This is a genomic window from Candidatus Harpocratesius sp., from assembly GCF_054039255.1.
In genome coordinates this window covers 82,568-106,144 of record NZ_JBPLBG010000029.1, presented here as the reverse complement: position 1 = coordinate 106,144, position 23,577 = coordinate 82,568, and the positions used below count along the sequence as shown (strand labels likewise).

Genomic DNA, 23,577 nt, shown 5'->3' with positions numbered 1-23,577 from the left:
TTTATAACTGATTTTATAACCAATTTTTTAACTGATTTTATAACTGATTATATAACTGATTATATAACTGATTTTATCCCATTTTTTACCCAACCTTTATAAATCCTTATTACTGTAAGGTAGATATTCGGTTAATTACAATTAATGTCTTTCCCCAAAATTGATGTTCTTCTTCAATGGACACGAAATTACATTTACACCGGTAGGAGGGGCATATAATTAGCATCTCTTGTCCATTAACTCCCACTTGGAATCATTCCGCTCCCATTGCAAGAAGATCTCTAGTTATTTCAAACTGCAAATGAAGTGATGATAATGGATCTCTCAATATTATTACAGATTATTATTGGTATATGCTTTATTGGTATTGTAATTGTGCTCTTTTTAGAATCACAAGATTATCTTACTTATTCTATTATTTTTGTTATGATAATCGGCCTCTCAACATATTTTCTTCGAGGAATGAGTTCATCTGAGCTGGAAGGAATTGTTTTAGCTATTGATTGGGATGTGATAATTTTTTTGATTTGTCTGTTTTCTATAGTAGAAATTTTGAATTCTCAGCAGGTTTTTCAACAAATTGCTATAAAAATTGTTAATCGTTTTGTATTGCATCCTCGTCGATTCTTTTATGCAATTTGTATTACTTCAACAATGATAGCAACTGTGATTGAAGATCTTAGCGTCGCTATTATTTTTATTCCAATTGTAATCCAAGCATGTCGTGGAATTCGAATCAGTCCTGTGCCTTATATGTTTGGTATTACTATTTGTATTAATTTAGCAAGCACACTTACTCCATTTGGTTCTGCTGAAAATATAATAATTGCAAACCATTTCAATTTATCACTTCACTGGCATTTGATTAATTTAGGAATTTACTTTATAATCGCTCTTTTTATTACTTTATTTTTACTTGATCGTTTTTTATTGACTTTTTACCTTAAACGATACTATTATGATTTATATACTGCTATTCCTGGTTATTTTAATCCTAATCTAATCACTTTCCAAGAAAATCCAAAAGGTATAATTCCTGAATCGTATAAAGGAATGAATAATTTAAAAGATAAACTGAAACCCCCGCTTCAAAAAAATCAGCATTCACATCATCTACGGGATGAATTCTTGAAAAACGCGCGGTTAAAAGAGATTAAAGAAAGAGTTTTTCGATCTATTGAACAAGCTCAAGCAGAGTCAGTTAGAAATGGAAATGATATGATTTCAATAACTGTTACTGAAATTCAATTAAAAAATATTATCGAACATCGAAAAAAAATTCCCAAAATTGATGTTTTAACATTGAAAATAAATCAAGCAAGTTTTAAACGAAATTTAATTGGTTTATTGATATTTACCGGAATTTTAATTTTAATATCTAAAATAGTAATCGCTGGCCTGTTGGGTCTTATTTTATTTGTTTTTATAAATCCAATTCAGACTTCAAGTGGAAAAAAAATTCCTTCTGTCTCATATTATTTTAAAAAAATAGATGCCAAGCTTATTTATTTCTTTTCAATTCTGTTCATTACTGTATATTTTATGGATTTGGCAGGAATAACATATTGGATTGATGTTTTAGTCGAAAATTGGGGGCATCATGATGTTTTTTTAATTTCTATTGCAATTTTAGTTATAACTTCTCTTCTCTCAGGATTTTTGGATGATGCACCGATAACAATAATGTTTTTACCAATAATAGATAATCTTCTCCTCATGTACAATCATCCAGGTAATCCTATTTTTATTGCTTTTACTTTGGGAATTAATCTTGGGGGAAATTTCTTACCTCAAGGTGCTGCTTGTGATATGATGACCTTAGAACTAGCCAAAAAGAACAAGGTGGAAGGGTTTACTTATCAATCGCTAATGGTTATTGGAGGTTTGTTTGCATTACTTCATGTTTTGCTTGGTATAGGATATATTTATCTCTATCTACTTATAACTTTATAGAATTTTTACCATATATATTCTAAAAGACTTATATGTAATGGAGATGGAATCCTTATTTCTTATAAACTTAATTTAGGAATAAAAAGAATAAAAATAAAAAAGACAAAATGGAAGAATAGAAAAGATAGAATAAAAGGGAAAAAGAGTAAAAAATCGGAAAAAAATTAATTAAGATTTTACCAAAATTTCAGCATTTTGGATAATATTATAGGCTTGTTCATGGAATTTATAATTTCGTTCTACTAACGATTTAAGACTATCTTTTAATGTTTTTGCTTTAATTATTCCATATTCTAGAGTTTTTGATTCTAATTTTTGTTTTGCTACTTCAGATTTTGATTTAGCTTCTTCAAGTGCTTGTTCTGCATCTGGGAGCGCTTCTGGTTTCCGCTTTTCTTCTGGTTTTTCTTGCAGTTTTTTTAATTTCTTTTGACATTTGATTAAAATTTCTTCAGCGTGATTAGCTTGCTTAATTACATCCTGTAAATTTTTGTATTCATCAGACAATTTTTCTAATGGTTCAAGAAATTCAAATTTCATCTGCTCGATAAATGCTTGACGATTTGTTTCTATTGTTTCTAATGCACCTGCAAAACGATTTAAAATAGATTGAATATCTGGCGATTCGATTTCAGCATATTTTTTATAAGCTGCTATTCCTTCTGTTGTTTCTTTCATTAATTTAGCATGAGCTTCTAGAATTTGTTTATTTTCACGAATTACTTTGGATAATTCCAAATCTGTTTTAGTAATCCGCTCAGTTAATGAATATATTTTAGATTTAAATGAAGTTTTTTCTTCTTTCTCCCCTTTTTTAATTGTATCCGCATTATCTTCCTTCATTTCTTGAATAAGCGAATTATCAAGTTCTGCATAAAGCTTCCCTTCATTTCTGACTTTAATGGCAAGAATTGAATTTTTTATATTTTCTAGGGAGTTTTTAGCTGTGCTGTGAAAAGATTTCCGTTCACGAATGAGAACTTTAAGAGAATTTTGAATAACCTTTAATTTTTGATTATGAAAGTTTTCTTCTTTTTGCTCCAACTTTTCTGAAATCTCTTTTAATACGGATTTTGCTTCAGATAGAGATTGTTCAGCAGACTCGAGTTCATTTTCTTTCATTTTTTCTGGAGTATTTTCTTTCTTTTCTTTTTTCTTTTCTAGAATTTTTTGAGCATGCTCTAATGCTTTTTCTGCACGTTCTTTTTCTTTTTTCATTATTTCTACTTCCTTCCAAACATTAGAAAGTTGTTCAAATGGTCTAACAAATCCAATACGTAATTGTTCAACCAGTTTTTGTCTCAACTTTTCAATATTTTTTAACACTTCAGATGTATTATTTAAGGCTTCTTTTGATACAGGTGTCTCGATTTCGCTATATTCTTTTAACGCTTGAATTCCTTCCGTACTTTCTAAGCTGAGTTTTAATTCTGCTTCTAACATTTGACGATTTTCTTTAATTAAAGGTTCGATTGGTGATTGACCAATAAACATTTGAGTGGTAATAAGATTCATTTTTTGTTTAAATGTGGTAAAAAATCCCATGATTATTATTATTCCCCCTGAATTTCTTCAATCTTCATTTATTAATTTATTAATTTATGAGAGAGAAAAGTTAATGTAGGTTAAGAGAGATTATGCAAACTCGAATAAAATCATTTTGCTTTAGGATCACATTGTTGTATATCATTATTCAAAGTGTTGTAAAAGATCTTGAGCCGATTTAAGGAGTGCTTGGTTAATTGATTGTAAATGTTCTGAGAGTGAATGAATTGGAAGTCTGGGATCAAAAAATTCTATTTCTATAACTAGTTTTGCAGGTGTAGATCTTGCTACAACAGATTTAATTGCCTTAGTTGAAATTTTCGGAGAATACTGTGAATCAGATTTGGAAATAGTAGATTTTCTCTTTTTTGACTTTCTTGCTTTCTGTTTTTTTGGAATTTTCTTTTGCATTGAAGAATTATCAGAATAATTCAATAAATCTAACGGTTTTTCTTGATTCTTTACAGTTTTTTTTATTTTTTCTGTTGTTAAAGAAGTATTTTTATTATTATTAGATTCGCTTTCTAAAATTGATGAATCTGATGAATCTGATAAATCTGATAAATCTGATGAATTTGAGATTAGTTGATCAAAATCTAGAGAAATTTTATAATCTTTTTTTGCCATTACAGTATTTCCTCCTGTTTGCTTAGTGGCTTTTTGGCTCTTATTTTTGGATCTAGGTCAGATTCAGGCAATTTATCTTTAGATTTTAAAGAATCATGTTTTTTTTCTTTTTTCATTTGATTCTTATGGCCACGTGCTGTTTCTACTGCTTCAAGAAGATTTTCACGAGTAATTGAATTTTTCAAGAAAGTCATCAATGCTTGCGAGAAAAGATCTCCTACAGATTTAAAATTATCATTTTTTTCTACTAAAATCTCCAAAATTTCAGCTTGGTCTTTTGATAAATATAGCGGTAATATTGTTTCTTCTTCGGTGTGAATCATTTCTCCTTCTTTAATTCGTTGATATGATGTTAGTAACTCACTAATACTTGGTTGAGAAATTTCATCAAAAGTAGTCAGATTTGTGGAGAAAAAGCGAATAATTCGGTTATTTTCAGGGAAGAAAACTTTTTTTTCAAAAATAGGAAAGATTGCTTGTGAGTTTAAACAACGTTCAATAGCAGCTTGCGTGGCTCCACTGGTAAAATTATAATCATTTTTTGCAATTTTGGCGATTTCATTAAAAGCAATTGGTTTATTTGATGAATTGATAATCTCAAAAATAATTTTCTCCTTCTGATATGGATTCCTCGGTCCTCCCATCACTATCAATTAAAATTAAATACTGTATTCTTAAAAATACTGCTATTTTAAATAAATATCATTATGTAATAAATAACACTATTTAATTATAAATATCGTTATTTATCTTTTTTTAATTTTAAAAAATCAAATGATGAGAAAATGATTTTTATATAAAATAATCAAGATAGATTATGCAGATATTCTCGATTCTATAGACAATTTAATTTAAAATCTTTGAATTATAGAAAATGTTTATGATCTCTTTAGTATCAGAATCGTATCTGCATATTATTCAAATAAAACTTATTCACACTAACGATTAAAAAAATAAGAAAAGAAAAAAAACATGAAGTTTCACGATAATCTTTCTCCCTCATCTAGCACTCTGACATAATATCACTCATTTAGATGGTGAAGATTAATGTGAAAGGTCATGAAAAAAAATCAATTCTAATAATTTATTTCCCAATTGCCATTCCAGTTGGATCTAATTCCTTCAATAAAGCTACTTCTTCTTTTGTGGGTTCTGGAGTAATTGCATAATTTTCTGGAATAATTATTTCAAAACTTGAATTGGCATTGATTTCACTAACATCCACTCCTGGATGTAGAGATTCTAAATACATTCGCTTAGTGTCTGGTTGAAAACCATATACTCCATATTGTGTTATTACCTTGAGGGGCCCTCCATTAGCTGGTAATCCTGCAGCTTCACGGGCTCCAGGACCGGAAAGATATCCTGGGGAAGTGATAAATGTTACTTTATTAACGAAGTTGCGCTTTGTCTGTCGCATAATTATAAAGAATCCTTGGCTGAGCGATGCTACATCATTTCCACCACCTGAACCAGGTAATCTTACTTTAGGATTATTCCAATCTTCACCAATATAGGTAGTATTCAAGTTTCCATACATATCAATTTCAGCACCTCCTAAAAATCCATAGTCGGTCCAACCTGATTGAGAAAATGACATATTATCATGCATAACTGATACTGAAATGGCGCGATACCCTGTGCGTGAATCTCCAACTGAGATTGGAAGAGTTTTAACTTGTGGACCAATAGAACCTGCTTCAAAAATTAGTAACAAATTTGGTGCATGCGTTCGTTGGGCAAACATGGCAGCAATCATAGGCAATCCAGTTCCAACAAATACACTTTTTTCATCTTTCAAAAATTTTGCTGCAGTAATAGCCATTAAATGTGTTTTTGTATAATGAAATTCTGCCATTACTTTTTACCTCCTGCATTTAATTTCTTTTCTAACCAAGGCGCTTTAAGAGGTGCTTCATAACGTTCAAGTTTCTCCAAATATTTCATTTTTTCGATTCCACCACATTTTTCAAGATATTCTGTGAAATCTTTTACTCCAAACACGTATTTTTCCATCCATTGATTAGCCCCTTCTTCAGTTTTCGACATTTCTAACCATTCTCCTATAATTTCTTCATCAAAATAATATTTTCCTGGCATATTACAAGGATGAGAGCCGTATTCTACCTCTACTACTGCATCAACAAAGAAACCTGGAATTACAGTTTTCCATGGTTCTTTACGAATTTGTTCATTATCAATAATCTTTTCTGTAGTTATTACAAGTCTGCGCGCGGCACGGGCTAATTCAAAATCTTCAACAATATAACCATCATATTGACAATTTCCAAACTTATCACAACGCGGTACATGAATAAAAACAATATCTGGATTTGCAGAGGGTAGGAGACAAATTGGTTTTTTAGTCCAAGGATCTTCAACTACTTTTGCAGATGATTTACGTAAAGTATCTGAACCTAACATTGTTCGTGTTGGAATAAATGGTACTCCCATCATTCCGCCGAGAAAGCGCCATTGATGACCTGCGTTTGAGATTTCAGAAACTACTTTTACTTTACCTGATTCTACTGCATTCCGTCCGCATTTAGATAATCCACGAAGTTCATGTCCAAAACAATAAGCGACCTCGACTTGGCTTATAATTCCGCCACCAATCATTACATCAATATCATGCACTCCAGTTTTACCCAACATTGTTAAATTTCTGACTTTTTGGCGGATCATTTCATAAATTGCAGCCATACTAATTCTTATGTGGCCGAATCCTCCCATTGCAATTACATCGCCATCATGCACGAATTTTTTTACAGCATCATGGATGGACATTCTTTTATCTATCATGGCACGAGATTTTTTAGATACCCATTCACGTTGCTCATCAGGATCATGCCATCCAACTAATTTACCTTCGCCTTCGGCTAAAATTTTCATTTGAAACTCACCTTTATATGAAAAACAGATCAAGTATGAAGTTGGTGCATAATTTAAAAATCTTTAAGTGAAAAAGGGGGGAATAGATCAGTTTTTCCGAAAGCGGATTATCAAATTATCTGGAACAATCACTGGGTGTTCTAAATGTGGACATTGATCTATAATTTCATATGTTGCATATAGTTCAGTTATATATTCAACCAGAAATCCAGCATTAATTCCCATCATTAACCAAGATGAAAGCTTCAGATGATGATTAAATGTTGTAAATTTTGGAATATCTGGATAATTTCATATAATAGGAAAACCTATTCGCACAAAAGATAAGCAGCGAATATGTTTTTTTGGATTCATATTATGGATTCATAAATTGGTTAAATTATTTGAGAAGTCAAATCTTTAGGTAATTATATATTATAGACTTATACTAGGAGGAATTCAGCAATTAAACCGAAAATTGTTCTTATTGGAGCAGGTTCATTACAATTTGGATTGGGAACTGTGGGAAATATTCTTCATAGCTCAATTTTAGCAGGATGCACTATAACTCTTCATGATATAAACAAAGAGAATTTAGAATTAATCGAAAAAGCATGTCAATCAGCGATTACAAGTCTGCAATCCACTTGTAAACTTGAAGTTAGCACAGATCGAAAACAAGCATTGAAAGATGCAGATTTTATTATCTCATCTATTGAAGTAACTCCACGATTCGAATTATGGGATCAAGATTTATGGATTCCCCGTGAATTAGGGAATAAACAAATGATGGGAGAAAATGGAGGACCAGGAGGACTTTTTCATGCCTTACGTATTATTCCACCAATTTTGGATATATGTGATGATATTCAAAAAATTTGTCCAGAAGCTTGGGTAATTAATTTTTCAAACCCAATGAGCCGTATTTGTTTAGCTATTCATCGTAAATATCCCGATTTAAAAGTTGTAGGTCTCTGCCATGAAATCGCTTTTGTGAAAGAGCATATTCCAAAGATGTTAGAAACACCCTATGAAAATTTAGAATATAAAGCAGGAGGATTGAACCATTTCGGAGTTATCTTGGATATAAAGTACAAAGATTCTGGAAAGGATGCTTATCCTGATATTCGAGTCAAAGCAAAAGATTATTTTGAATCAATTCAAAAAGTGGATGGATTTGGTTTAGTTCAATTTATTTTAGAAACCTATGGATTTTTACCTTATACCACTGATTCTCACTATGGGGAATATATTCATTGGGCAGCAGATGTGGGAGAGTTTGATGGGGTACAGCGATTTCGTAATACTTATCGTGAAATCACATTAGCTGAAGGTAGACGAATTAGACGTTTAATAAAAAAGAATAAAGGTGCTCAACTAGTAAAACCTGATGAAGAGCGTGCTATTCCTATTATAGAAGGAATTTTAACAGATTCCCATCATCTAGAAGTTTCGGTTAACATTCCTAATGATGGAATCATTTCAAATCTTTCTTCAGATTTAGTGATTGAATGTCCTGGAATTGTTGATAAAGATGGAGTTCATGGAATTCCTCTTGGTGAATATCCAAAAGGATTAGCTGCATTATTAAGATATCAAGGTTCAGTTCAAGATTTGGTAGTTGAAGCTGCAATTCATAAATCTAAAGATCTAGCATATCAAGCTCTCTTGGCAGATCCAGGCGTGGACAATCCCGATCAAGCCCGAAAAATCTTGGATAAAATGTTAAGTGTACAACAACAATATCTTCATCTTCACTAACATAAATTATTAGAAAAAACAATTATTTTTTATTGATATTACGTATGTAGATTAGTGTAAATTAGTTCGAGAAAAAAGATTTTTTCTTATCTCAACTTTTTCATTCCCTATTAATTTATTGACAAATCAACATATTGGAAATATGTAAGCCAACGTATAAATATCAAATATTTTTTGTTTCTCTGCATATCTGTATTTATAGCGATGGTTCTTTATTATTCGTAGAAAAAAAATGCTCGGACAAATCCTTTTCTTCATTGTGGTTTTTGTTTGTTTTCTACATCTACTATACTTGATATGGGAAGATTATCGTGAAATTCCTGTAAGATTTAATCGATCTCAAGAAAAACCGTTAGTTAGTATTATTGTTCCCGCTTTAAATGAAGAAAAGAATCTTCCAAAATGCTTGAAAAGTTTACTTAATCTAAAATATCCAAATAAAGAAATCATTGTTGTTGATGGAGGTTCTACGGATAGAACATATGAAATTGCCAAAAGTTTTGGAGTAAAGGTATTAACATTTAAAAAATTACCTGAAAAATGGATAGGAAAATCATATGGATGTCATATAGGTTATCAAGCAGCAAAAGGAGATATTCTCCTTTTTACTGATGCTGATACCGTTCACTCTCCTAATTCTTTAGATTATACAGTCGCAAAATTACTCGGCCATGATGTTACACTTCTCTCTATGATTCCTTATCAACAAGCTGAAAAATGGTACGAATATTTGTCGGGATATTATTTCTTTTTGGCATGGTTAATTCGGGGATTAAAGAAAAACATCATAAATGAACAAAAAAAAGATTTTTTTGCTATTGGTCAGTATATGTTGTTTCAACGAGAAAAATACGAGCAAATTGGTGGTCATTTAGCAATTCATGAAAATGTTGTTGAAGATTTAGCTCTGGCCAAACTTGTAAAAGAACATCATCAACGTTTATATTATGTAGAGAATAAGAAATTAGTATATTGTCGAATGTATCCTGATGGATTTAAAAGTTTTTATGATGGATTTCGAAAATCCATTTGGACTGGAATGGAAATTGTTCCCGTTCAAAAAACAATAATGGCAATTCTTTGGATATTATTTGGCTTGCTTACTCCTGTGTTTTTGTTAAAATCTATTATGATGCAAAATGAATTCTCTTGGATTCCTTTTGGATTTTCTTACTTAATTTTTGTATTTGCACTGTATTATGATTGGCATTCAAATCGAAAAGACCATATTCTCGTTTATCTATTTTATCCCATAGGATTTTTAATTACAACAATAATTTTGATAACATCAGTTTATGATGGAGTATTAGGTCGACCAGTGAAATGGAAAGGAATCAGTTATCAATCAAAAAAAACAGTAATAAATCAAAATTCTATAATTAAAACAAGCGTTAATTCAAAGAATAAATCTGATTATAAGTTATCAAAAGAATTAAAAGAATTAAAAGAATCAAAAGAACTACAATTAGAAAAAAAATATAAACTAACAATAAATGCGCCCATTATTTCTCCAATAGAGTCACCATCACTTAGAATTCCAAATAATATTGAAAACAAACAGAGATTAGCATCTTTGGATTATTTACGCGGCATTGCAATTCTGTTGGTTGTAGGTTTTCATTCAATTGAGCGAGCACTACCTTCAGATTTCTGGGATCAATTTTTAACTTCAGCACCAAAATGGCAATTTTATCTATTTGGTCCTTTTCTATTACTTATGAGTTGGCGTGGTTTCTTCATTTTAATTTCTGCTACAGTATATATCTATTCGTTTGAGAAAAGGATGCGTACTTCAGGGAGTGCAGTGAGTTTTTTAAAAATAAATCTTTTAAAGGGAGTGGTTCTCTTTTTGTTTGGTTGCATTATTAATGTCTTTTTAGATCCCTATGCAGCAGTTGGATATTTTCTACAAACTGGGCAATGGCAACCTGAAAATTATATTATTCGGCTAAAATTTTCTGATGCCATTCAAATGATTGGATTAGGGCTTATTATTTATTCAATAATTCATTATTTTCTTGTAAAGAATCGTGGATTTGAAAAACCCATTCGCAACATTTTCATCTATTCGCTTCTAATATTCTTCATTGTAGGTTTTACTCCTGAAATGAATAAAATTTTATATTCACTTTATGGTGTTACACGGGATGAAATAATGGGAATGAGAACTGAATCTCTTCTTCAATTTTTAGAAGCTATGGCTTTAGCAAATATCGTTGGATATGCACAACCTCTCTTTCCCTATTTAGCCGTTACTTTTTTAGGATGTATTATAGGGATTATTTTAAGCCAAGATCAGTGGTCTAACAAAGCAAAACTGTCTAATCTTTACATTATGGGCATTATTATAATTATAATTGGTTTGCTGGATTGGATCATTTTAACAGGAATGGAACCAATGCAAACGTTTATGATTGCTCCAATGTGGTTTCTAATTGTTAATACTGGATTACAAACTTTTGTTATGGCTATTATTTTAAATGTACTTGACTATCCAAAATCCTTAGAAAAAAGAAGAATCAGGATTCGAAAAGTGCGTTATATACGGAGGGCAGGAATATTATCATTAACACTTTTTGCAGCCCAATTTTTAGATTTAATTCCTCGATTTTTATTATCACAAATAACCGGGCTTGATTTTGTTAATTATGGAAATATTAATACAATTTATCAAGGATTTTTGTTATTGGGTGTTGTGATTGCATTTTGGATTATTTTACTTCAGATCTGGGAAATGATAAAATTCTATGGAACATTTGATTGGTTGATGCTGTATATCACATCATCTTTAGCAAAGAAAAAAATAGATTGGCAAGATCCACTAAAAATCAATAAAAACTTATATGAGATAGAAAAAGTATAAAAAAGTATGAAAAATAGAAAAATAAGAGGAACGAGAGGAACGAGAGGAACGAGAGGAACGAGAGAAATATGAGAAATATGAGAAAATAGAGAAATATTGATTTTAAATGAAATGCCAAATTTAAATATAAAAAGTTCTAAAAAACTTTATTCTATTAATAATTTTGCCAAAATCATGCTCTAAAGGATAAATTTTATCTAAAATACGTTTATATTCTTCATCTATATAGCTTTTATCATGTTTGGAATAAAAAGAATATAAAAACCAGAAAATATTTACAGAAAAGGAACATTAATTTTTCAATTCTTTTAAATAAACAAATCTTTATATTATTATTAAGATAATGCCTCCAAAAGTCGATTATAGAGAAATTCTTAAAAAAACTGAGAGTAAATTTATAGATGAAATATTAAACATTCGTGGAATTAGTATTAAATTTTTGAAAGAAAAACCTTCAAATCGTTCTTTAACTTCAAATACAATTTGCATCTTTGATTCTTCGATCGTTTCAATTTGTATTAGTATAAAAAAAAGGATGAGTCCCTATTTAAGATCTGAAGAAAAGGAAAAAAAGGAAAAAGAAAAAGAAGAAAGATTGAATAAATTTATGGCCATCCTTTCGAAATTAAGCCATTTTCATAATTTACAATTTTTGAGATTAGCCAGATGCCATTTGCGATCAATTCCTTCAAGTATTTTTCAAATCAATTCTTTAAAATATCTTGATTTAAAATTTAATGAAATCAAACAACTACCTAGCAAAATAGAATTTTTAAAAAATCTTGAAATATTGGATCTCTCGAGAAATAAAATCAAGAATCTGCCTCAAACTATTGGAAACCTTCCAAATTTAAAAGAATTAAATCTATACAAAAATAATTTAACTGAAATTCCTAATGAAATTAGATATCTACAAAATTTAATTATACTGAATTTAGCTCAAAATCATATCAAAAAATTGCCATTAGAATTAAGTGCTATGGAAAATCTTGAAGAATTAAACTTTTGGCATAATGATATTACAGAACTTCCAGAATCAATTGGAAATTTAACTAATTTAAAAAATCTCAATTTAAGATATAATCATTTACAATATTTGCCTAAATCATTCCGAAATTTAAAAAATCTCATAAATCTCGAAGTTCACAATAACAATTGGATTAGTTTAGCTCCTTTACCTGAAAATCTTCTCCTTAATGGGAGTTTAAAGATTAATAAGGATTCGATGAAAAACTTTCCTCAATTTCATTGTTTTAAATATTTTAATTCAGGTGGTAGATACGATCCTGGATATTTTTATTCTACTCCTGAAAAGATTAGATTAGAAATAGAACAATATGACAATGAAAATCATGAAAAAAACAGATTGAATTCTCGAGATGAATTAGCTTCACGATATAGGCATTTCTATAGAAATTATCCCTTTTTTTATTATTTCAAAGAGCATATTGATGAAATAATTGATAGATTTGTGAAAAAAAAAGTAATATTGACAGATATCGAATTAAAACGAGCCACAATGGAAATGAAATATAATTTATTTATGAAAATAAAAAAAATGAAAGTATCTACAAAAGAAAAGAAAATTGAAGCTCAACGAAAAATAATACTTTCTTTATATAGAACAAAGAAAATAGATCCTAAACAATTAGAAATTATATTAAAAATCAATCAAAATCTAACTCACGCGTTATCTATCCTAAATGTTCCTGTTAATGACAGAAATGTTTTTTCTGTAAGAGCAGAGAATGTAATAATGCTTTGTATTGTTGAATCAAATCAACTTCATGAATTTCCTGAAGAAATATGTGATTTACATTATTTGGAAAAATTAATCATTAAAAATCAAGGAATTACTAAAATATCTCCAAAAATTATAAAATTAAAAAATTTAAAACTAGTGAATCTCTCGTATAATCAAATATATAGCTTTCCAAAAGAGATTCTAAGTTTTAAAGAACATGTCAAAGTGACTCTTAATGATTTTTTAAATTATGATCAAAATCATATTATCAATAGTGTTATTGAAAGAGATGAGGAATATATTTCATATGAATTATTCTCAAATTCAATATTAAGTTTCCACGAAATTATAACTTCATTGATTTTTATGTATGTGAAATCTAGAAAATTGTCTGAAAATGAAATACCTTATCCATTTTCAGAAATAGAGCTTAAGTTAATTGTCAAATTTGCTTCAAGTGATGATTTAAACTTTCTATTTGCCAATTTACAAAATGATGATCCTATTTTAAGACAAATTTACAGGCGTCTAACAATTAAAACTGCAAAAAATAATGAAATTATCTTATAAAAATCAATATATATTCACTAAATGAGAATTTTTGGAGTAAGGTAGCTTTATGGAAATCTTTAACCAAGCATTTTTGAATGAATATATATCGTTTATATTGAAAATTAATATGCATAGTAAACAGATGAATTGATATATTGAGAGAGATTTACGATTGGGAAATAAAATTAAAAAATTAACAAGATTCTCAAATTTTAAAATTCCTCATTTTGTGTGCGAATAAGTTTAATAATTTATTATTTATGCAAATTTCTTTCTATATAAATCGATTAGTGCTTAACTTCACAAATATCAATAGAATTAAAGTGAAAGTTGCCTAAATACAATGTATTTTGGAAAAATTCTCATAAGCTGAATATAAACGCTAGAATTTTGTTGGTAACTTTATGAAAGATGTAACTTCTCAAAATTTGAAGCAGTCTTCATATTCTCTGGCTTTAAGTAATTCATTACAAGCTTATCCTCCAAGAACTGCATTTCATTTATGGTTACATCAACATTTTCATATTCAAAATCCACATGAAAAATTTAATGTTCTTTCACATTTAATTAGTGGTTTTTTAGCGGTATTAGGGCTGATTGCACTGTTAATTGAAGCAAAACCTGGTGAAGGATACTTTTTAACTATTTGGATTTATGGAATTGGCTTAGTATTTGTGTTTTTTGCTAGTGGCTTATGGCATATGCATAAACGAAATGAAGAAGATTTTTCTCGGTGGACTTTAGTGGATGAAATCGCAATTTATGTCGCTATTGCAGCTGCTTTTACTCCAATTGCAGTTTTTTATTTAGAAGGGGCTTTACGTAAACTCACTATCGGATTTCAATGGGGAAGTGCCTTTATGGGAATTCTCTTTAAGATTAAATTTGCTGTAATAAAACGATGGAAAACAGCGATAATATATCTGATTATGGGATGGAGCGCGCTGATCCCAGTTCGATATGCCTTTTCTCAGATGAATTTATCTACAGTTATACTTTTATTCGGGTGTGGAATTTTTTCTAGTATTGGTGCAATTTTATTTGCAACGAAAAAACCTAAGCACTTCCATGAGATATTTCACGTTTTAGTCACTGTAGCTTTAGCATTTCATTATATCGTAGTATTTTCTTTCATTGCTAACTAATCTACACTGATTCAGATCTTTTTTTCAATTATATTTTAAGAATCATTGGAGAAAAGATATAAAAATATTTATCCAAAAAGGAAAAATATGGTTATATTTTAAGAAATAAAATATAACCTTTAACACTGGAAATAAAAAATCATTATGTGGTTATGAAGAATAAATGAAGGGTATTTTAATAAAGAAAGTTGGTGTATTTAAACAAAATTACTAATTTGAAATTGAAATCTCCATTAAAGCTGAATAATTGTTAACCTAAATTCTTCTTTTTTTTATTTTTTATATACATTATGGAATATTCTTTTCTTTCGGTATATTCCTGTGTGTTCTTCTCCATTTGTATCTAAAATGTCGATATCATATTGATTTTGTATGTTTTCGATAAATATGCTAATTCCTTGGCTGATTGATTGAAATTCGGCTGTAAAATCTTCAAAAGAGATTTCAGCTAATGCATCTATTTCAATATAAATATCTCCTTTATTCGCTGAAAAAGTCACTTCGGGTAAATCATAATTTAATTGAAGACACATTTCATATAATTTACATCGTAATTTAGGTTTTAATCTATTAACTTTTAGGACTAAGCATTTAACATGAATCCACTCTTCAACAGAATAAATTATTACATCAAAATTGTGTTTTTCTTCAAAACGATATGTGCAAATTAATGTGGGGAATTTATCTTCAGATTTATCTCCAATGTCTTGGTGTTTAAACGGGATTCCTAAATTGTCTAAATATTGTCCCATTTTTTCAAGATTCTTCTTTTCTTCATTATATCCCATTTTCTTATTTGTTTTAGTGCAAAATTAGATAAAAATTATTTGAGATCTGATTTTTCATCAATTATGGTTCCTGTTCAAAATTCAGATATTATCAAATTTTGGGTTATTGACAATCCTTCTGGAATATGTATATTTAACCAAACTTTTGCAAAAATTCCGAATGATATTAATTCTGATTTGACTGCAGGATATTTATTCGCTATTACAACACTTTCCCAAGAGATTGTTCAAGAAAATATTCGTTTTTTACAGTTAGAAAATTTAAGGTTTGTTTATGGTATTAGTTCACGATTAATTTTAATCTTGCTAACAAAAAATGAAATTTCATCATTTGAATCATCGCAGTTGTTAGATAAACTTCGTTCAAAATTTGGAGAGAAATATGCATTATTAATAGAGCATAATCAATTATTTGATATATCGAAATTTAGAGATTTCGCATTGGATGCAGAACGAATTTTAAATAGAGAAACCATTTATTTCAATATTTTAGACAAACGCTCCGAAAATGTCGAAGATTTCTTTAAAGATGCAACGAATGAATGGCAATCTATTCAAAATTCAATTAAAAATCAAGTGAAAAGAATTGGCAATTGGATAAAAAGAGATTCATTAACGATCTCTCGTAATATTCAAAATTCATTAATAGAAAATCGAGAAAAATCTAAAGAATCGAAAAAATTAGAACATGACAATCAAACACGTGGTGGATGGATTTAAATATTATTTCTCTTTTTTTTTTGATTGATTATTGGTCAAAATTGAAAATCGTATAAATTAAAGAGAAGTAAAACTATTTGATTTTCCAATGAATTCTCTCAAATCTTTTTCAAAATTAGGATGTTCTTCCAAATTATGGCTTGTATCTTTATAAATTTTCAAAATACTAGTTGGAATTTGGTCTGCCATTCTTTTTGCACTTTCTACTGTAAAGTAGTAATCTTTATCTCCGATAATAATTAAAATAGGCTTTTTAATTAATGCAAAATGATTTGAAGCATCGTGGTTCTCTTCTGCTTTAAATTCAATAAGAATATCAGTTGAAAAAGTCTTATTTTTTGGAATTTTTACAAAGAATGAAGTGAAATATAAAGCGAATTTTATCATTGCTTTTTTTATTTTAGAATTTGAGAAAATTTCTCCCATAATACTGAATGCTTTTGCTTTTTTCCCTTCGCTTAGATACTTTGAAAATCTCCTATCTAGTTCCAATCCATTTTCTGTTGGTTTGTTTGTTGCTCCTAAGATAATTAAATAATCAAATAAATTCGGATACATAGCAGCAAAATGTTGTGCTATTATCCCACCATAAGAATATCCAATAATTACATCAACTTTTTTATTAAATTCATTCTCAATTAATACTTCATAATCTTGTGCCATTAATTCTGTTGTATATCCTTCACTTAACCCGATTTTTCGGCTAAGCATAGTTATTGTATATTCTTCTTTAAATGGAAAGAATCCTTTAGCAAAGAAAGAAAACAGCATTCCTCTTGGTAGGATATCTCCAGGTCCTCCATAAAAAACAAGCATTTGCTTCCTTCCATTTCCGAAACGGATATAAGGAATATTATTCGATGAGATATTTTCAATATACGCTATTTTTGCCATAAATCATCATCTATTTCAATGCCATTTATATTTTTAATAACAAAAAAAAGAGTACTTTATCATATACGTTAAAAGATAGCATACTCATTAATATACCCATCCAGCGATTACGGCAATAATATTCATAACAATTGGAACTACATAGATGCCACCAATTGCGAGAAATCTCTTTTTTAGGTTTTTTATTTTTAGTATCAAAATACATGCAACATAGAAATGGAAGTATCCTATAAAAAAGATAAGCCAAATCCCAGTAAATGACCTATTCCAAAGAGAATATTCCCAAATAAGCAAACCACCAATATTTAGTAAAATTTCTACGAAAACACAGAATGCTGCCAAAATAATGGCATAAAACCATCGATTTGGAATTCTTAATATTTTCTTTTTCTCATCTTCTTCTAACATATATGCAAAAATAATTCCATTCAGTAAAAACATAAATATTATTTCTATATTCCAGCCAATAGTTACTCGTAATGCTGTTTCACCTGGAGTTGTCCAAAATGCACTCCGATTTGTAAATATTAGAATCCAACCATTCCAAGTTTCATTAAAAAAATCCATTCCAAATACAGTTAATCCACAAGCAATAATGTCCCAATTACCTGTGTTGCGCGCTTTTCTTATTTCAATTGCATAGATGTAAAAAATAATTGCTAAAAGGGGAATAATATACCATTTCATAGTGCTCCAATCACGTAATCCATCTAAAGCTTGTAATGTTGCTTCACTATAATCAAGAAACATGATTGTATATTGAGTGAATGTTATATATTAGGATGTCTTTTAGCAAGTTGAATTCTTATTTATTTATTTATTTTCATATTCACTAAACTTAATCGCACTATAATAAATGTTCTAGGAATATCAAGATTGCGTTTTGGATGGAAATTTGCAAATATACTATCTCTAAATTCAAGAAAATTGATTGAAAAATTTTCGAGTGTTGAAAATAAAATAGTATAGATTTTGTATTTTACTGAAAAATCTTAAAAAATCAAATGATAAATAATTATAGATGAGCTTTAGAAATTTCGAATCATCTATGGACAATAATAAAAATGTGAAAAAAATGGAGATTCTAAATTATGCTTTTTGAATTAAATAACCCAGAAGCTACCCAACAAGCATTAAATATTCTACGAAAGGGAGAAAATTTTCAATGGTATGTTATTTTCATGCTTGTAGTCGTTATGTATATATATTTTTCTGAAATTGGAAAGAAAAATTGGAAAATTATTGCATCTGGTCTGACTCTTTATGGAATTCATTGGTTTGTTGAGATTGTGAATGCTCTTATACAACATTTTTCAGGACATGCGTTGTGGACTGTTCCTACAGGGACTGCATTATTATTGCTAGTTGGAGTTGGTGTAGAGTTAAGTTTGATGTTTTCAATTGCAGGAATAGCAGTTGCTAAAATGTTACCAGAAGATCCTAAAGAAAAAATCTTGGGTATTCCAAATAGATTATTCTATGGATTATTCAACGCTGCTTTTGCTTCCATTTTGGAAATATTTTTGGTTATGACTCCGACGTTTGTCTGGGTATATCCTTGGTGGGGTGCGTTAACAGTATTTATCATAGTTTACATTCCTTTCTTTTGTGGTGCAACTTATGCTTATGATTGGAAACCAAAGACCCGTCGAATAGTGATTAGTTCAATTTGGGCAGTAGATGTAATAATGTTGTTAATTTTCATCCCAATTGGTTGGATATGAGTATTAATGCTCGTTATCAATTGGAATTCGTGCTTTCTATTTATATTTTTTTAATTTTTATCTTCAATCTTTGATTTTTGATTTTTGTGATAATTTTTTATTATTTATTGTTATTGAATTATCATTTTATTTCTTCTTATTATATATTGAAGTGTAATAATCTTAATATCTGAATTTCCAAATCCGTAAGTTAAAATTTTTTGAAGTTGTTTTTTGAAATATGGTAAGCGGAATCATCTTCGATATTAAAAAATTCGCGATTCATGATGGACCTGGTATTAGAACAACAGTATTCCTTAAAGGTTGTCCGCTAAAATGTTGGTGGTGTCATAATCCAGAGAGTCAGAATCCTTCTCCCCAAAATTTTATCTCAGGAATGAAAGCAAATGAAATAATTGGGCGTATTATTTCTGTTGAAGAGATTTTTGAAGAGGTTGAAAAAGATAGAATTTATTATGATGAATCTGAAGGTGGAGTGACTTTTTCTGGAGGAGAACCATTTATGCAGCCAAAATTTCTAGCAGCTTTACTTTCACAAGCTAAACAACTAGATATTAACACAGCAGTAGATACATCTGGCTATGTACCATGGAAATTAATTAAATCAATGTTACCAGATATTGATTTTTTATTATACGATTTGAAATTAATTGATTCCAAATTACATTATCAATATGTTGGCATTCAAAATTCTGAAATCTTAGAAAATCTAAGGAATATTCTTCACTTAATAGATTATAAACAAATTATTAATATTCGGATTCCAATTATTCCTACCATAACAGATACAAGTGAAAATCTTAATGAGATAAGAGATTTTCTAGTTAAGAATAATTTCTCAGGAAAAATAAATCTTCTACCTTATAATTCAATTGGGGCAAGAAAATATAGAGATTTAGGTGTAGATTATAAATTATCTCACATTCAATCACCTTCTATAGAAAGAATGAAAGAAATCCGCGATTTTTTTTTAGAAGTATTCACTCAATGTGTTATTGGAGGTTAAAATAATAATGAAAGATCGAATCCGAAAACTTCGTGAACAAAGCATTAGCTTAAAACCAGAACTTTCAATTGAGCGCGCTAAATTACTCACTGAATTTTATTCATCTGATATCGCCCAGCAATTTTCAGCCCCTATGGTTCGAGCACTTGCATTTAAATATCTACTAGAGCATAAAAAAATTTGTATTAACGAAGGGGAATTAATAATAGGAGAACGAGGTCCTGTTCCAGGTGCTACCCCTACATATCCTGAAATTTGTTGCCATACATTAAAAGATCTTGAAATATTAAATTTAAGAAAGAAGATTTCTTTTAAAGTTTCAGATCAAACTCGCAAGATTACTGAAGAGTTAATTCTTCCATTTTGGAAAGGAAAAAGTATTAGAGATAGAATTTTTAAAGCTGTAGAAAAAGAATGGATCGATGCTTATGAAGCAGGAATTTTTACTGAATTTATGGAACAAAGAGCACCTGGCCATACAGTGGCAGGAAAACAAGTATTTCAAAAAGGATTGCGAGATTTTCAAAAAGAAATTCAAGATTCAATAAACAATTTGGATTTTTTTAATGATCCAGATGCATTTTCAAAGCGTGAGCAATTAAAGGCTATGTATCTCTCTGCTGATGCTCTTATTTCTTATGCTAAGCGACATGCAGAATTGGCACGAAGTTTAGCATTACAAACACAAGACCCTCAACGAAAACACGAACTTGAGAAAATTGCTCAAATATGTGATTACGTCCCTGCTAATGCACCACGGACCTTTTGGGAAGCCTTGCAACATTACTGGTTTATTCATTTGGGTGTTATTATTGAATTAAATACTTGGGATTCCTTTAATCCAGGGCGATTAGATCAAAATTTATTACCTTTTTACCTAAAAGAAAAATCTGAGGGAACGTGGGATGAAGAATTTGCTCGTGAATTATTACAAGCGTTTTGGATCAAATTTAATAATCAACCCGCTCCTCCTAAAGTTGGAGTAACTGCTGAAGAAAGTAATACATACACAGATTTCTGCAATATAAATGTAGGCGGTTTAAAAGCTGATGGATCTGATGGAGTAAATAAGATTTCTTACATGCTATTAGATACTATAGAAGAAATGCGAATTTTACAACCAAGTTCCAATGTGCAAATAAGTAAAAAAACACCTGATCGATTTTTAAAACGCGCCTTAAAAATTATTAAATCAGGATTCGGTCAACCATCTGTATTTAATTGTGATGCCATTATTCAAGAATTAGTCCGACAAGGTAAAAATCTTGTCGATGCCCGTTTATCTGGAGCAAGCGGATGTGTTGAAGTTGGTGCATTCGGTAAAGAAGCTTATATTTTAACTGGATATTTTAATTTGGTAAAAATTCTTGAAATTACACTGCATAATGGATTTGATCCCCGAACTCAAAAACAAATCGGTCTAAAAACTGGAGAATTATCTGAGTTTAAATCTTTTAATGATTTATTTTTAGCGTATCAAAAACAGTTGAAATATTTTATAGATATAAAAATAAAAGGAAATCAAATTATTGAACAAATTTGGGCAACACAATTACCTGCAGTATTTTTATCAATAATAATAGATGATTGTATTAAAAATGGGAAAGATTATAATGCAGGGGGTGCTAAATACAATAGCTCATATATTCAAATTGTTGGAATTGGTTCAATATCTGATTCATTAGCTGCTTTGAAATATCATGTTTTTGATAATCAAAATATAACTCTTTCTGAATTCGTAAGAATTTTGGATTCCAATTTTACAAGATCGGAAGAATTTCGTCAAAAATTAATCCAAGAGACACCAAAATATGGAAATGATGATGATTATGTTGATTCACTGGCTCAACGCGTATTTGAAGTTGTTTTTTCTTTAGTAGACGGAAGACCTACTTCAAAAAGTGGTTTCTATCGGATTAATTTACTCCCTACTACAGTACACGTATATTTCGGTAGTGTTATAGGTGCAACACCTGATGGAAGGGAAGCAATGATGCCTCTTTCTGAAGGAATATCTCCTGTTCAAGGTGCAGATATTCATGGACCTACTGCAGTAATCAAATCTGCAGCAAAATTGGATCATTTACGCACTGGAGGAACATTATTAAATCAGAAATTTAGTCCTGCTTTATTTAATGATGACACTGGAATTAATAAAATTTTACATTTAATTCGCGCTTATTTCAAAATGGATGGCCATCATATTCAATTTAATGTCGTTGATGCAAAAACTCTGCGTGCGGCCCAAGAGAATCCTGAAAAATATCGAAATTTAATTGTACGTGTAGCAGGCTATAGTGATTATTTTATTAACTTAGGGTCAAAATTGCAAGATGAAATAATTCGACGAACTGAGCATCAATCTTTTTGATATTCAAAAAAGGATACTTTCTATAATACTTGCTTGGATATTGATTTTGAGTAATTCACATATTTTGCAAAATGAAATCTAATTGATTCCACTTGTTTAAAATAAAATCTGGGGTTTTTAGCTTATCTATATTTTTCCCTTGTTTATTTTTTTCGTTTTCTTTCTTTCCTTTCTTTACTTTCCTTTCTTTACTTTCTTTTTGATTTTTGTTTTTGAAATTTGAGATTTTAAAAATATCTTTCTGATTTACATTAGTGTATTGAATTAATCCACTCCACCAACCCCTTAGATTTGCCCCTAATATGTCTGTATCAATTCGATCACCAATATGAAATAACTCTTCAGGCTTATACTGAGTTAAGGATTCTGCTATTTGAAATGGTTTTGGATGAGGTTTATAATGCCCTATTTCATCAGAAAAAAAGCAATGGGAGAAATACTGATTGATTTTCTTGCGTTTAAATAATTCTCTCATAACATGTCCATATGTAAATCCTGTATCACTAATGAGAATTAATTCATATTTTTGCGAAAGTAAAGGTAGAAGATTGATAATTTCAGGATAAAACTCAGGAGGATCATCCAGAAATACTTGATTAAATGCTTGAATCAAATTTTCCATTTCTTTTTCAGAAATAGATAGATTAAAGGATTGGAAAAAATTCTTAAAGCGATATTGGTATGGAACGTGTTTATAAGCATTTTGTTCAGTTAAAAATTCCACATATCCTCCAGCTTTTTCGATATATTGGTTTTTTATCAGTGTTTTTGATACAATAATTCCTTTTTCTTCTAAAAAATGGCGTAAAATCTCAGTACGAGCTTCAAATTGAAAATGATCTTTAATTATTGTTTCCCATAAATCAAATGATATACATTTTATCATTGATTGCAATAAGCTACAATTAGAAAAAAAATAATCCAAATTGTGAAAAAATAAAGAAATAATAAAAAGCATAGAAGAATCAAAAAACAATAAAATGCAGTAAAATGCAATAGATTGTAGCAAAAAA

General features: G+C 29.5%; 19 protein-coding genes. 9 read left to right on the top strand and 10 right to left on the bottom strand.

Features of this window, described 5'->3' with window-relative positions:
* The first annotated feature begins 315 nt into the window (after positions 1 to 315).
* Positions 316 to 1,953, top strand: a complete 1,638-nt coding sequence (locus ACXLDF_RS05690) for an ArsB/NhaD family transporter (RefSeq protein ID WP_457557529.1) — start codon at positions 316 to 318, stop codon at positions 1,951 to 1,953.
* 168 nt (positions 1,954 to 2,121) lie between these two features.
* On the opposite strand, the gene ACXLDF_RS05685 is transcribed toward ACXLDF_RS05690, so the two are convergent.
* The 6 genes from ACXLDF_RS05685 to ACXLDF_RS05660 form a co-directional block, all read right to left on the bottom strand.
* On the bottom strand, positions 2,122 to 3,498 hold the full coding sequence (locus ACXLDF_RS05685) for a BAR domain-containing protein (protein WP_457557528.1): 1,377 nt from the start codon (positions 3,496 to 3,498) through the stop codon (positions 2,122 to 2,124).
* A 144-nt stretch (positions 3,499 to 3,642) separates the two neighbouring features.
* Complete coding sequence (locus ACXLDF_RS05680) at positions 3,643 to 4,125, bottom strand: hypothetical protein (protein WP_457557527.1); 483 nt, start codon at positions 4,123 to 4,125, stop codon at positions 3,643 to 3,645.
* Positions 4,125 to 4,772, bottom strand: a complete 648-nt coding sequence (locus tag ACXLDF_RS05675) for a hypothetical protein (RefSeq protein WP_457557526.1) — start codon at positions 4,770 to 4,772, stop codon at positions 4,125 to 4,127. The genes ACXLDF_RS05680 and ACXLDF_RS05675 overlap by 1 nt, the downstream gene beginning before the upstream one ends.
* A 437-nt stretch (positions 4,773 to 5,209) precedes the next feature.
* Positions 5,210 to 5,983 carry a CoA-transferase subunit beta gene (locus ACXLDF_RS05670; RefSeq protein ID WP_457557525.1) on the bottom strand — a complete coding sequence of 258 codons (774 nt, stop codon included), beginning with the start codon at positions 5,981 to 5,983 and terminating at the stop codon, positions 5,210 to 5,212.
* Positions 5,983 to 7,017, bottom strand: coding sequence for a CoA transferase subunit A (locus ACXLDF_RS05665; RefSeq protein WP_457557524.1), 1,035 nt, complete (start codon positions 7,015 to 7,017; stop codon positions 5,983 to 5,985). The genes ACXLDF_RS05670 and ACXLDF_RS05665 overlap by 1 nt, the downstream gene beginning before the upstream one ends.
* Before the next feature lie 87 nt (positions 7,018 to 7,104).
* The gene (locus ACXLDF_RS05660) at positions 7,105 to 7,245 is read right to left on the bottom strand and encodes a hypothetical protein (protein WP_457557523.1); all 141 of its coding nucleotides are present in this window, start codon (positions 7,243 to 7,245) and stop codon (positions 7,105 to 7,107) included.
* 216 nt (positions 7,246 to 7,461) lie between these two features.
* Between ACXLDF_RS05660 and ACXLDF_RS05655 the strand changes: the two genes are divergently transcribed.
* The 4 genes from ACXLDF_RS05655 to trhA all read left to right on the top strand — a co-directional run bounded on the left by ACXLDF_RS05655 (position 7,462) and on the right by trhA (position 15,061).
* The gene (locus tag ACXLDF_RS05655; RefSeq protein WP_457557542.1) at positions 7,462 to 8,757 is read left to right on the top strand and encodes a family 4 glycosyl hydrolase; all 1,296 of its coding nucleotides are present in this window, start codon (positions 7,462 to 7,464) and stop codon (positions 8,755 to 8,757) included.
* Between the two features lie 232 nt (positions 8,758 to 8,989).
* The gene (locus ACXLDF_RS05650) at positions 8,990 to 11,620 is read left to right on the top strand and encodes a glycosyltransferase (RefSeq protein WP_457557522.1); all 2,631 of its coding nucleotides are present in this window, start codon (positions 8,990 to 8,992) and stop codon (positions 11,618 to 11,620) included.
* A 343-nt stretch (positions 11,621 to 11,963) separates the two neighbouring features.
* On the top strand, positions 11,964 to 13,934 hold the full coding sequence (locus ACXLDF_RS05645; RefSeq protein WP_457557521.1) for a leucine-rich repeat domain-containing protein: 1,971 nt from the start codon (positions 11,964 to 11,966) through the stop codon (positions 13,932 to 13,934).
* 386 nt (positions 13,935 to 14,320) lie between these two features.
* Positions 14,321 to 15,061, top strand: coding sequence for a PAQR family membrane homeostasis protein TrhA (gene trhA / locus ACXLDF_RS05640; RefSeq protein WP_457557520.1), 741 nt, complete (start codon positions 14,321 to 14,323; stop codon positions 15,059 to 15,061).
* A 272-nt stretch (positions 15,062 to 15,333) separates the two neighbouring features.
* Here trhA and ACXLDF_RS05635 read toward each other — a convergent pair whose 3' ends face one another.
* Positions 15,334 to 15,849 (bottom strand): type III secretion system chaperone family protein, encoded by a 516-nt coding sequence (locus ACXLDF_RS05635; protein WP_457557519.1) that lies wholly within the window; start codon positions 15,847 to 15,849, stop codon positions 15,334 to 15,336.
* Positions 15,850 to 15,912: 63 nt separating this feature from the next.
* Here ACXLDF_RS05635 and ACXLDF_RS05630 point away from each other — a divergent pair, with 63 nt between their 5' ends.
* The gene (locus ACXLDF_RS05630; RefSeq protein ID WP_457557518.1) at positions 15,913 to 16,569 is read left to right on the top strand and encodes a hypothetical protein; all 657 of its coding nucleotides are present in this window, start codon (positions 15,913 to 15,915) and stop codon (positions 16,567 to 16,569) included.
* A gap of 57 nt (positions 16,570 to 16,626) precedes the next feature.
* Here the strand turns inward: ACXLDF_RS05630 and ACXLDF_RS05625 are convergent, their stop codons facing one another.
* Positions 16,627 to 17,463 carry an alpha/beta fold hydrolase gene (locus ACXLDF_RS05625; protein ID WP_457557517.1) on the bottom strand — a complete coding sequence of 279 codons (837 nt, stop codon included), beginning with the start codon at positions 17,461 to 17,463 and terminating at the stop codon, positions 16,627 to 16,629.
* A gap of 87 nt (positions 17,464 to 17,550) precedes the next feature.
* Complete coding sequence (locus ACXLDF_RS05620) at positions 17,551 to 18,213, bottom strand: AF_1327 family membrane protein (RefSeq protein ID WP_457557516.1); 663 nt, start codon at positions 18,211 to 18,213, stop codon at positions 17,551 to 17,553.
* 341 nt (positions 18,214 to 18,554) lie between these two features.
* Here ACXLDF_RS05620 and ACXLDF_RS05615 point away from each other — a divergent pair, with 341 nt between their 5' ends.
* The 3 genes from ACXLDF_RS05615 to hypD all read left to right on the top strand — a co-directional run bounded on the left by ACXLDF_RS05615 (position 18,555) and on the right by hypD (position 22,564).
* Complete coding sequence (locus tag ACXLDF_RS05615) at positions 18,555 to 19,187, top strand: AF_1327 family membrane protein (RefSeq protein ID WP_457557515.1); 633 nt, start codon at positions 18,555 to 18,557, stop codon at positions 19,185 to 19,187.
* 220 nt (positions 19,188 to 19,407) lie between these two features.
* Entirely contained in the window at positions 19,408 to 20,193 is a 786-nt protein-coding gene (locus tag ACXLDF_RS05610) for a glycyl-radical enzyme activating protein (RefSeq protein WP_457557514.1), read from the top strand.
* A gap of 7 nt (positions 20,194 to 20,200) precedes the next feature.
* The gene (gene hypD, locus ACXLDF_RS05605) at positions 20,201 to 22,564 is read left to right on the top strand and encodes a trans-4-hydroxy-L-proline dehydratase (RefSeq protein ID WP_457557513.1); all 2,364 of its coding nucleotides are present in this window, start codon (positions 20,201 to 20,203) and stop codon (positions 22,562 to 22,564) included.
* A 55-nt stretch (positions 22,565 to 22,619) separates the two neighbouring features.
* On the opposite strand, the gene ACXLDF_RS05600 is transcribed toward hypD, so the two are convergent.
* Positions 22,620 to 23,450, bottom strand: a complete 831-nt coding sequence (locus ACXLDF_RS05600) for an HAD family hydrolase (protein ID WP_457557512.1) — start codon at positions 23,448 to 23,450, stop codon at positions 22,620 to 22,622.
* Positions 23,451 to 23,577: the final 127 nt, after the last annotated feature.

Excerpts from the sequence above, each read along its gene's own strand:
- ACXLDF_RS05660 (WP_457557523.1), bottom strand. The coding sequence starts at position 7,245 with ATGATGGGAATTAATGCTGGATTTCTGGTTGAATATATAACTGAACTA.
- ACXLDF_RS05625 (WP_457557517.1), bottom strand. The coding sequence starts at position 17,463 with ATGGCAAAAATAGCGTATATTGAAAATATCTCATCGAATAATATTCCT.
- ACXLDF_RS05635 (WP_457557519.1), bottom strand. The coding sequence starts at position 15,849 with ATGGGATATAATGAAGAAAAGAAGAATCTTGAAAAAATGGGACAATAT.
- trhA (WP_457557520.1), top strand. The coding sequence starts at position 14,321 with ATGAAAGATGTAACTTCTCAAAATTTGAAGCAGTCTTCATATTCTCTG.
- ACXLDF_RS05645 (WP_457557521.1), top strand. The coding sequence starts at position 11,964 with ATGCCTCCAAAAGTCGATTATAGAGAAATTCTTAAAAAAACTGAGAGT.
- ACXLDF_RS05665 (WP_457557524.1), bottom strand. The coding sequence starts at position 7,017 with ATGAAAATTTTAGCCGAAGGCGAAGGTAAATTAGTTGGATGGCATGAT.
- ACXLDF_RS05600 (WP_457557512.1), bottom strand. The coding sequence starts at position 23,450 with ATGATAAAATGTATATCATTTGATTTATGGGAAACAATAATTAAAGAT.
- ACXLDF_RS05690 (WP_457557529.1), top strand. The coding sequence starts at position 316 with ATGGATCTCTCAATATTATTACAGATTATTATTGGTATATGCTTTATT.
- ACXLDF_RS05620 (WP_457557516.1), bottom strand. The coding sequence starts at position 18,213 with ATGTTTCTTGATTATAGTGAAGCAACATTACAAGCTTTAGATGGATTA.
- ACXLDF_RS05610 (WP_457557514.1), top strand. The coding sequence starts at position 19,408 with ATGGTAAGCGGAATCATCTTCGATATTAAAAAATTCGCGATTCATGAT.
- ACXLDF_RS05670 (WP_457557525.1), bottom strand. The coding sequence starts at position 5,983 with ATGGCAGAATTTCATTATACAAAAACACATTTAATGGCTATTACTGCA.
- ACXLDF_RS05680 (WP_457557527.1), bottom strand. The coding sequence starts at position 4,125 with ATGGCAAAAAAAGATTATAAAATTTCTCTAGATTTTGATCAACTAATC.
- ACXLDF_RS05685 (WP_457557528.1), bottom strand. The coding sequence starts at position 3,498 with ATGGGATTTTTTACCACATTTAAACAAAAAATGAATCTTATTACCACT.
- ACXLDF_RS05630 (WP_457557518.1), top strand. The coding sequence starts at position 15,913 with ATGGTTCCTGTTCAAAATTCAGATATTATCAAATTTTGGGTTATTGAC.
- ACXLDF_RS05650 (WP_457557522.1), top strand. The coding sequence starts at position 8,990 with ATGCTCGGACAAATCCTTTTCTTCATTGTGGTTTTTGTTTGTTTTCTA.
- hypD (WP_457557513.1), top strand. The coding sequence starts at position 20,201 with ATGAAAGATCGAATCCGAAAACTTCGTGAACAAAGCATTAGCTTAAAA.
- ACXLDF_RS05615 (WP_457557515.1), top strand. The coding sequence starts at position 18,555 with ATGCTTTTTGAATTAAATAACCCAGAAGCTACCCAACAAGCATTAAAT.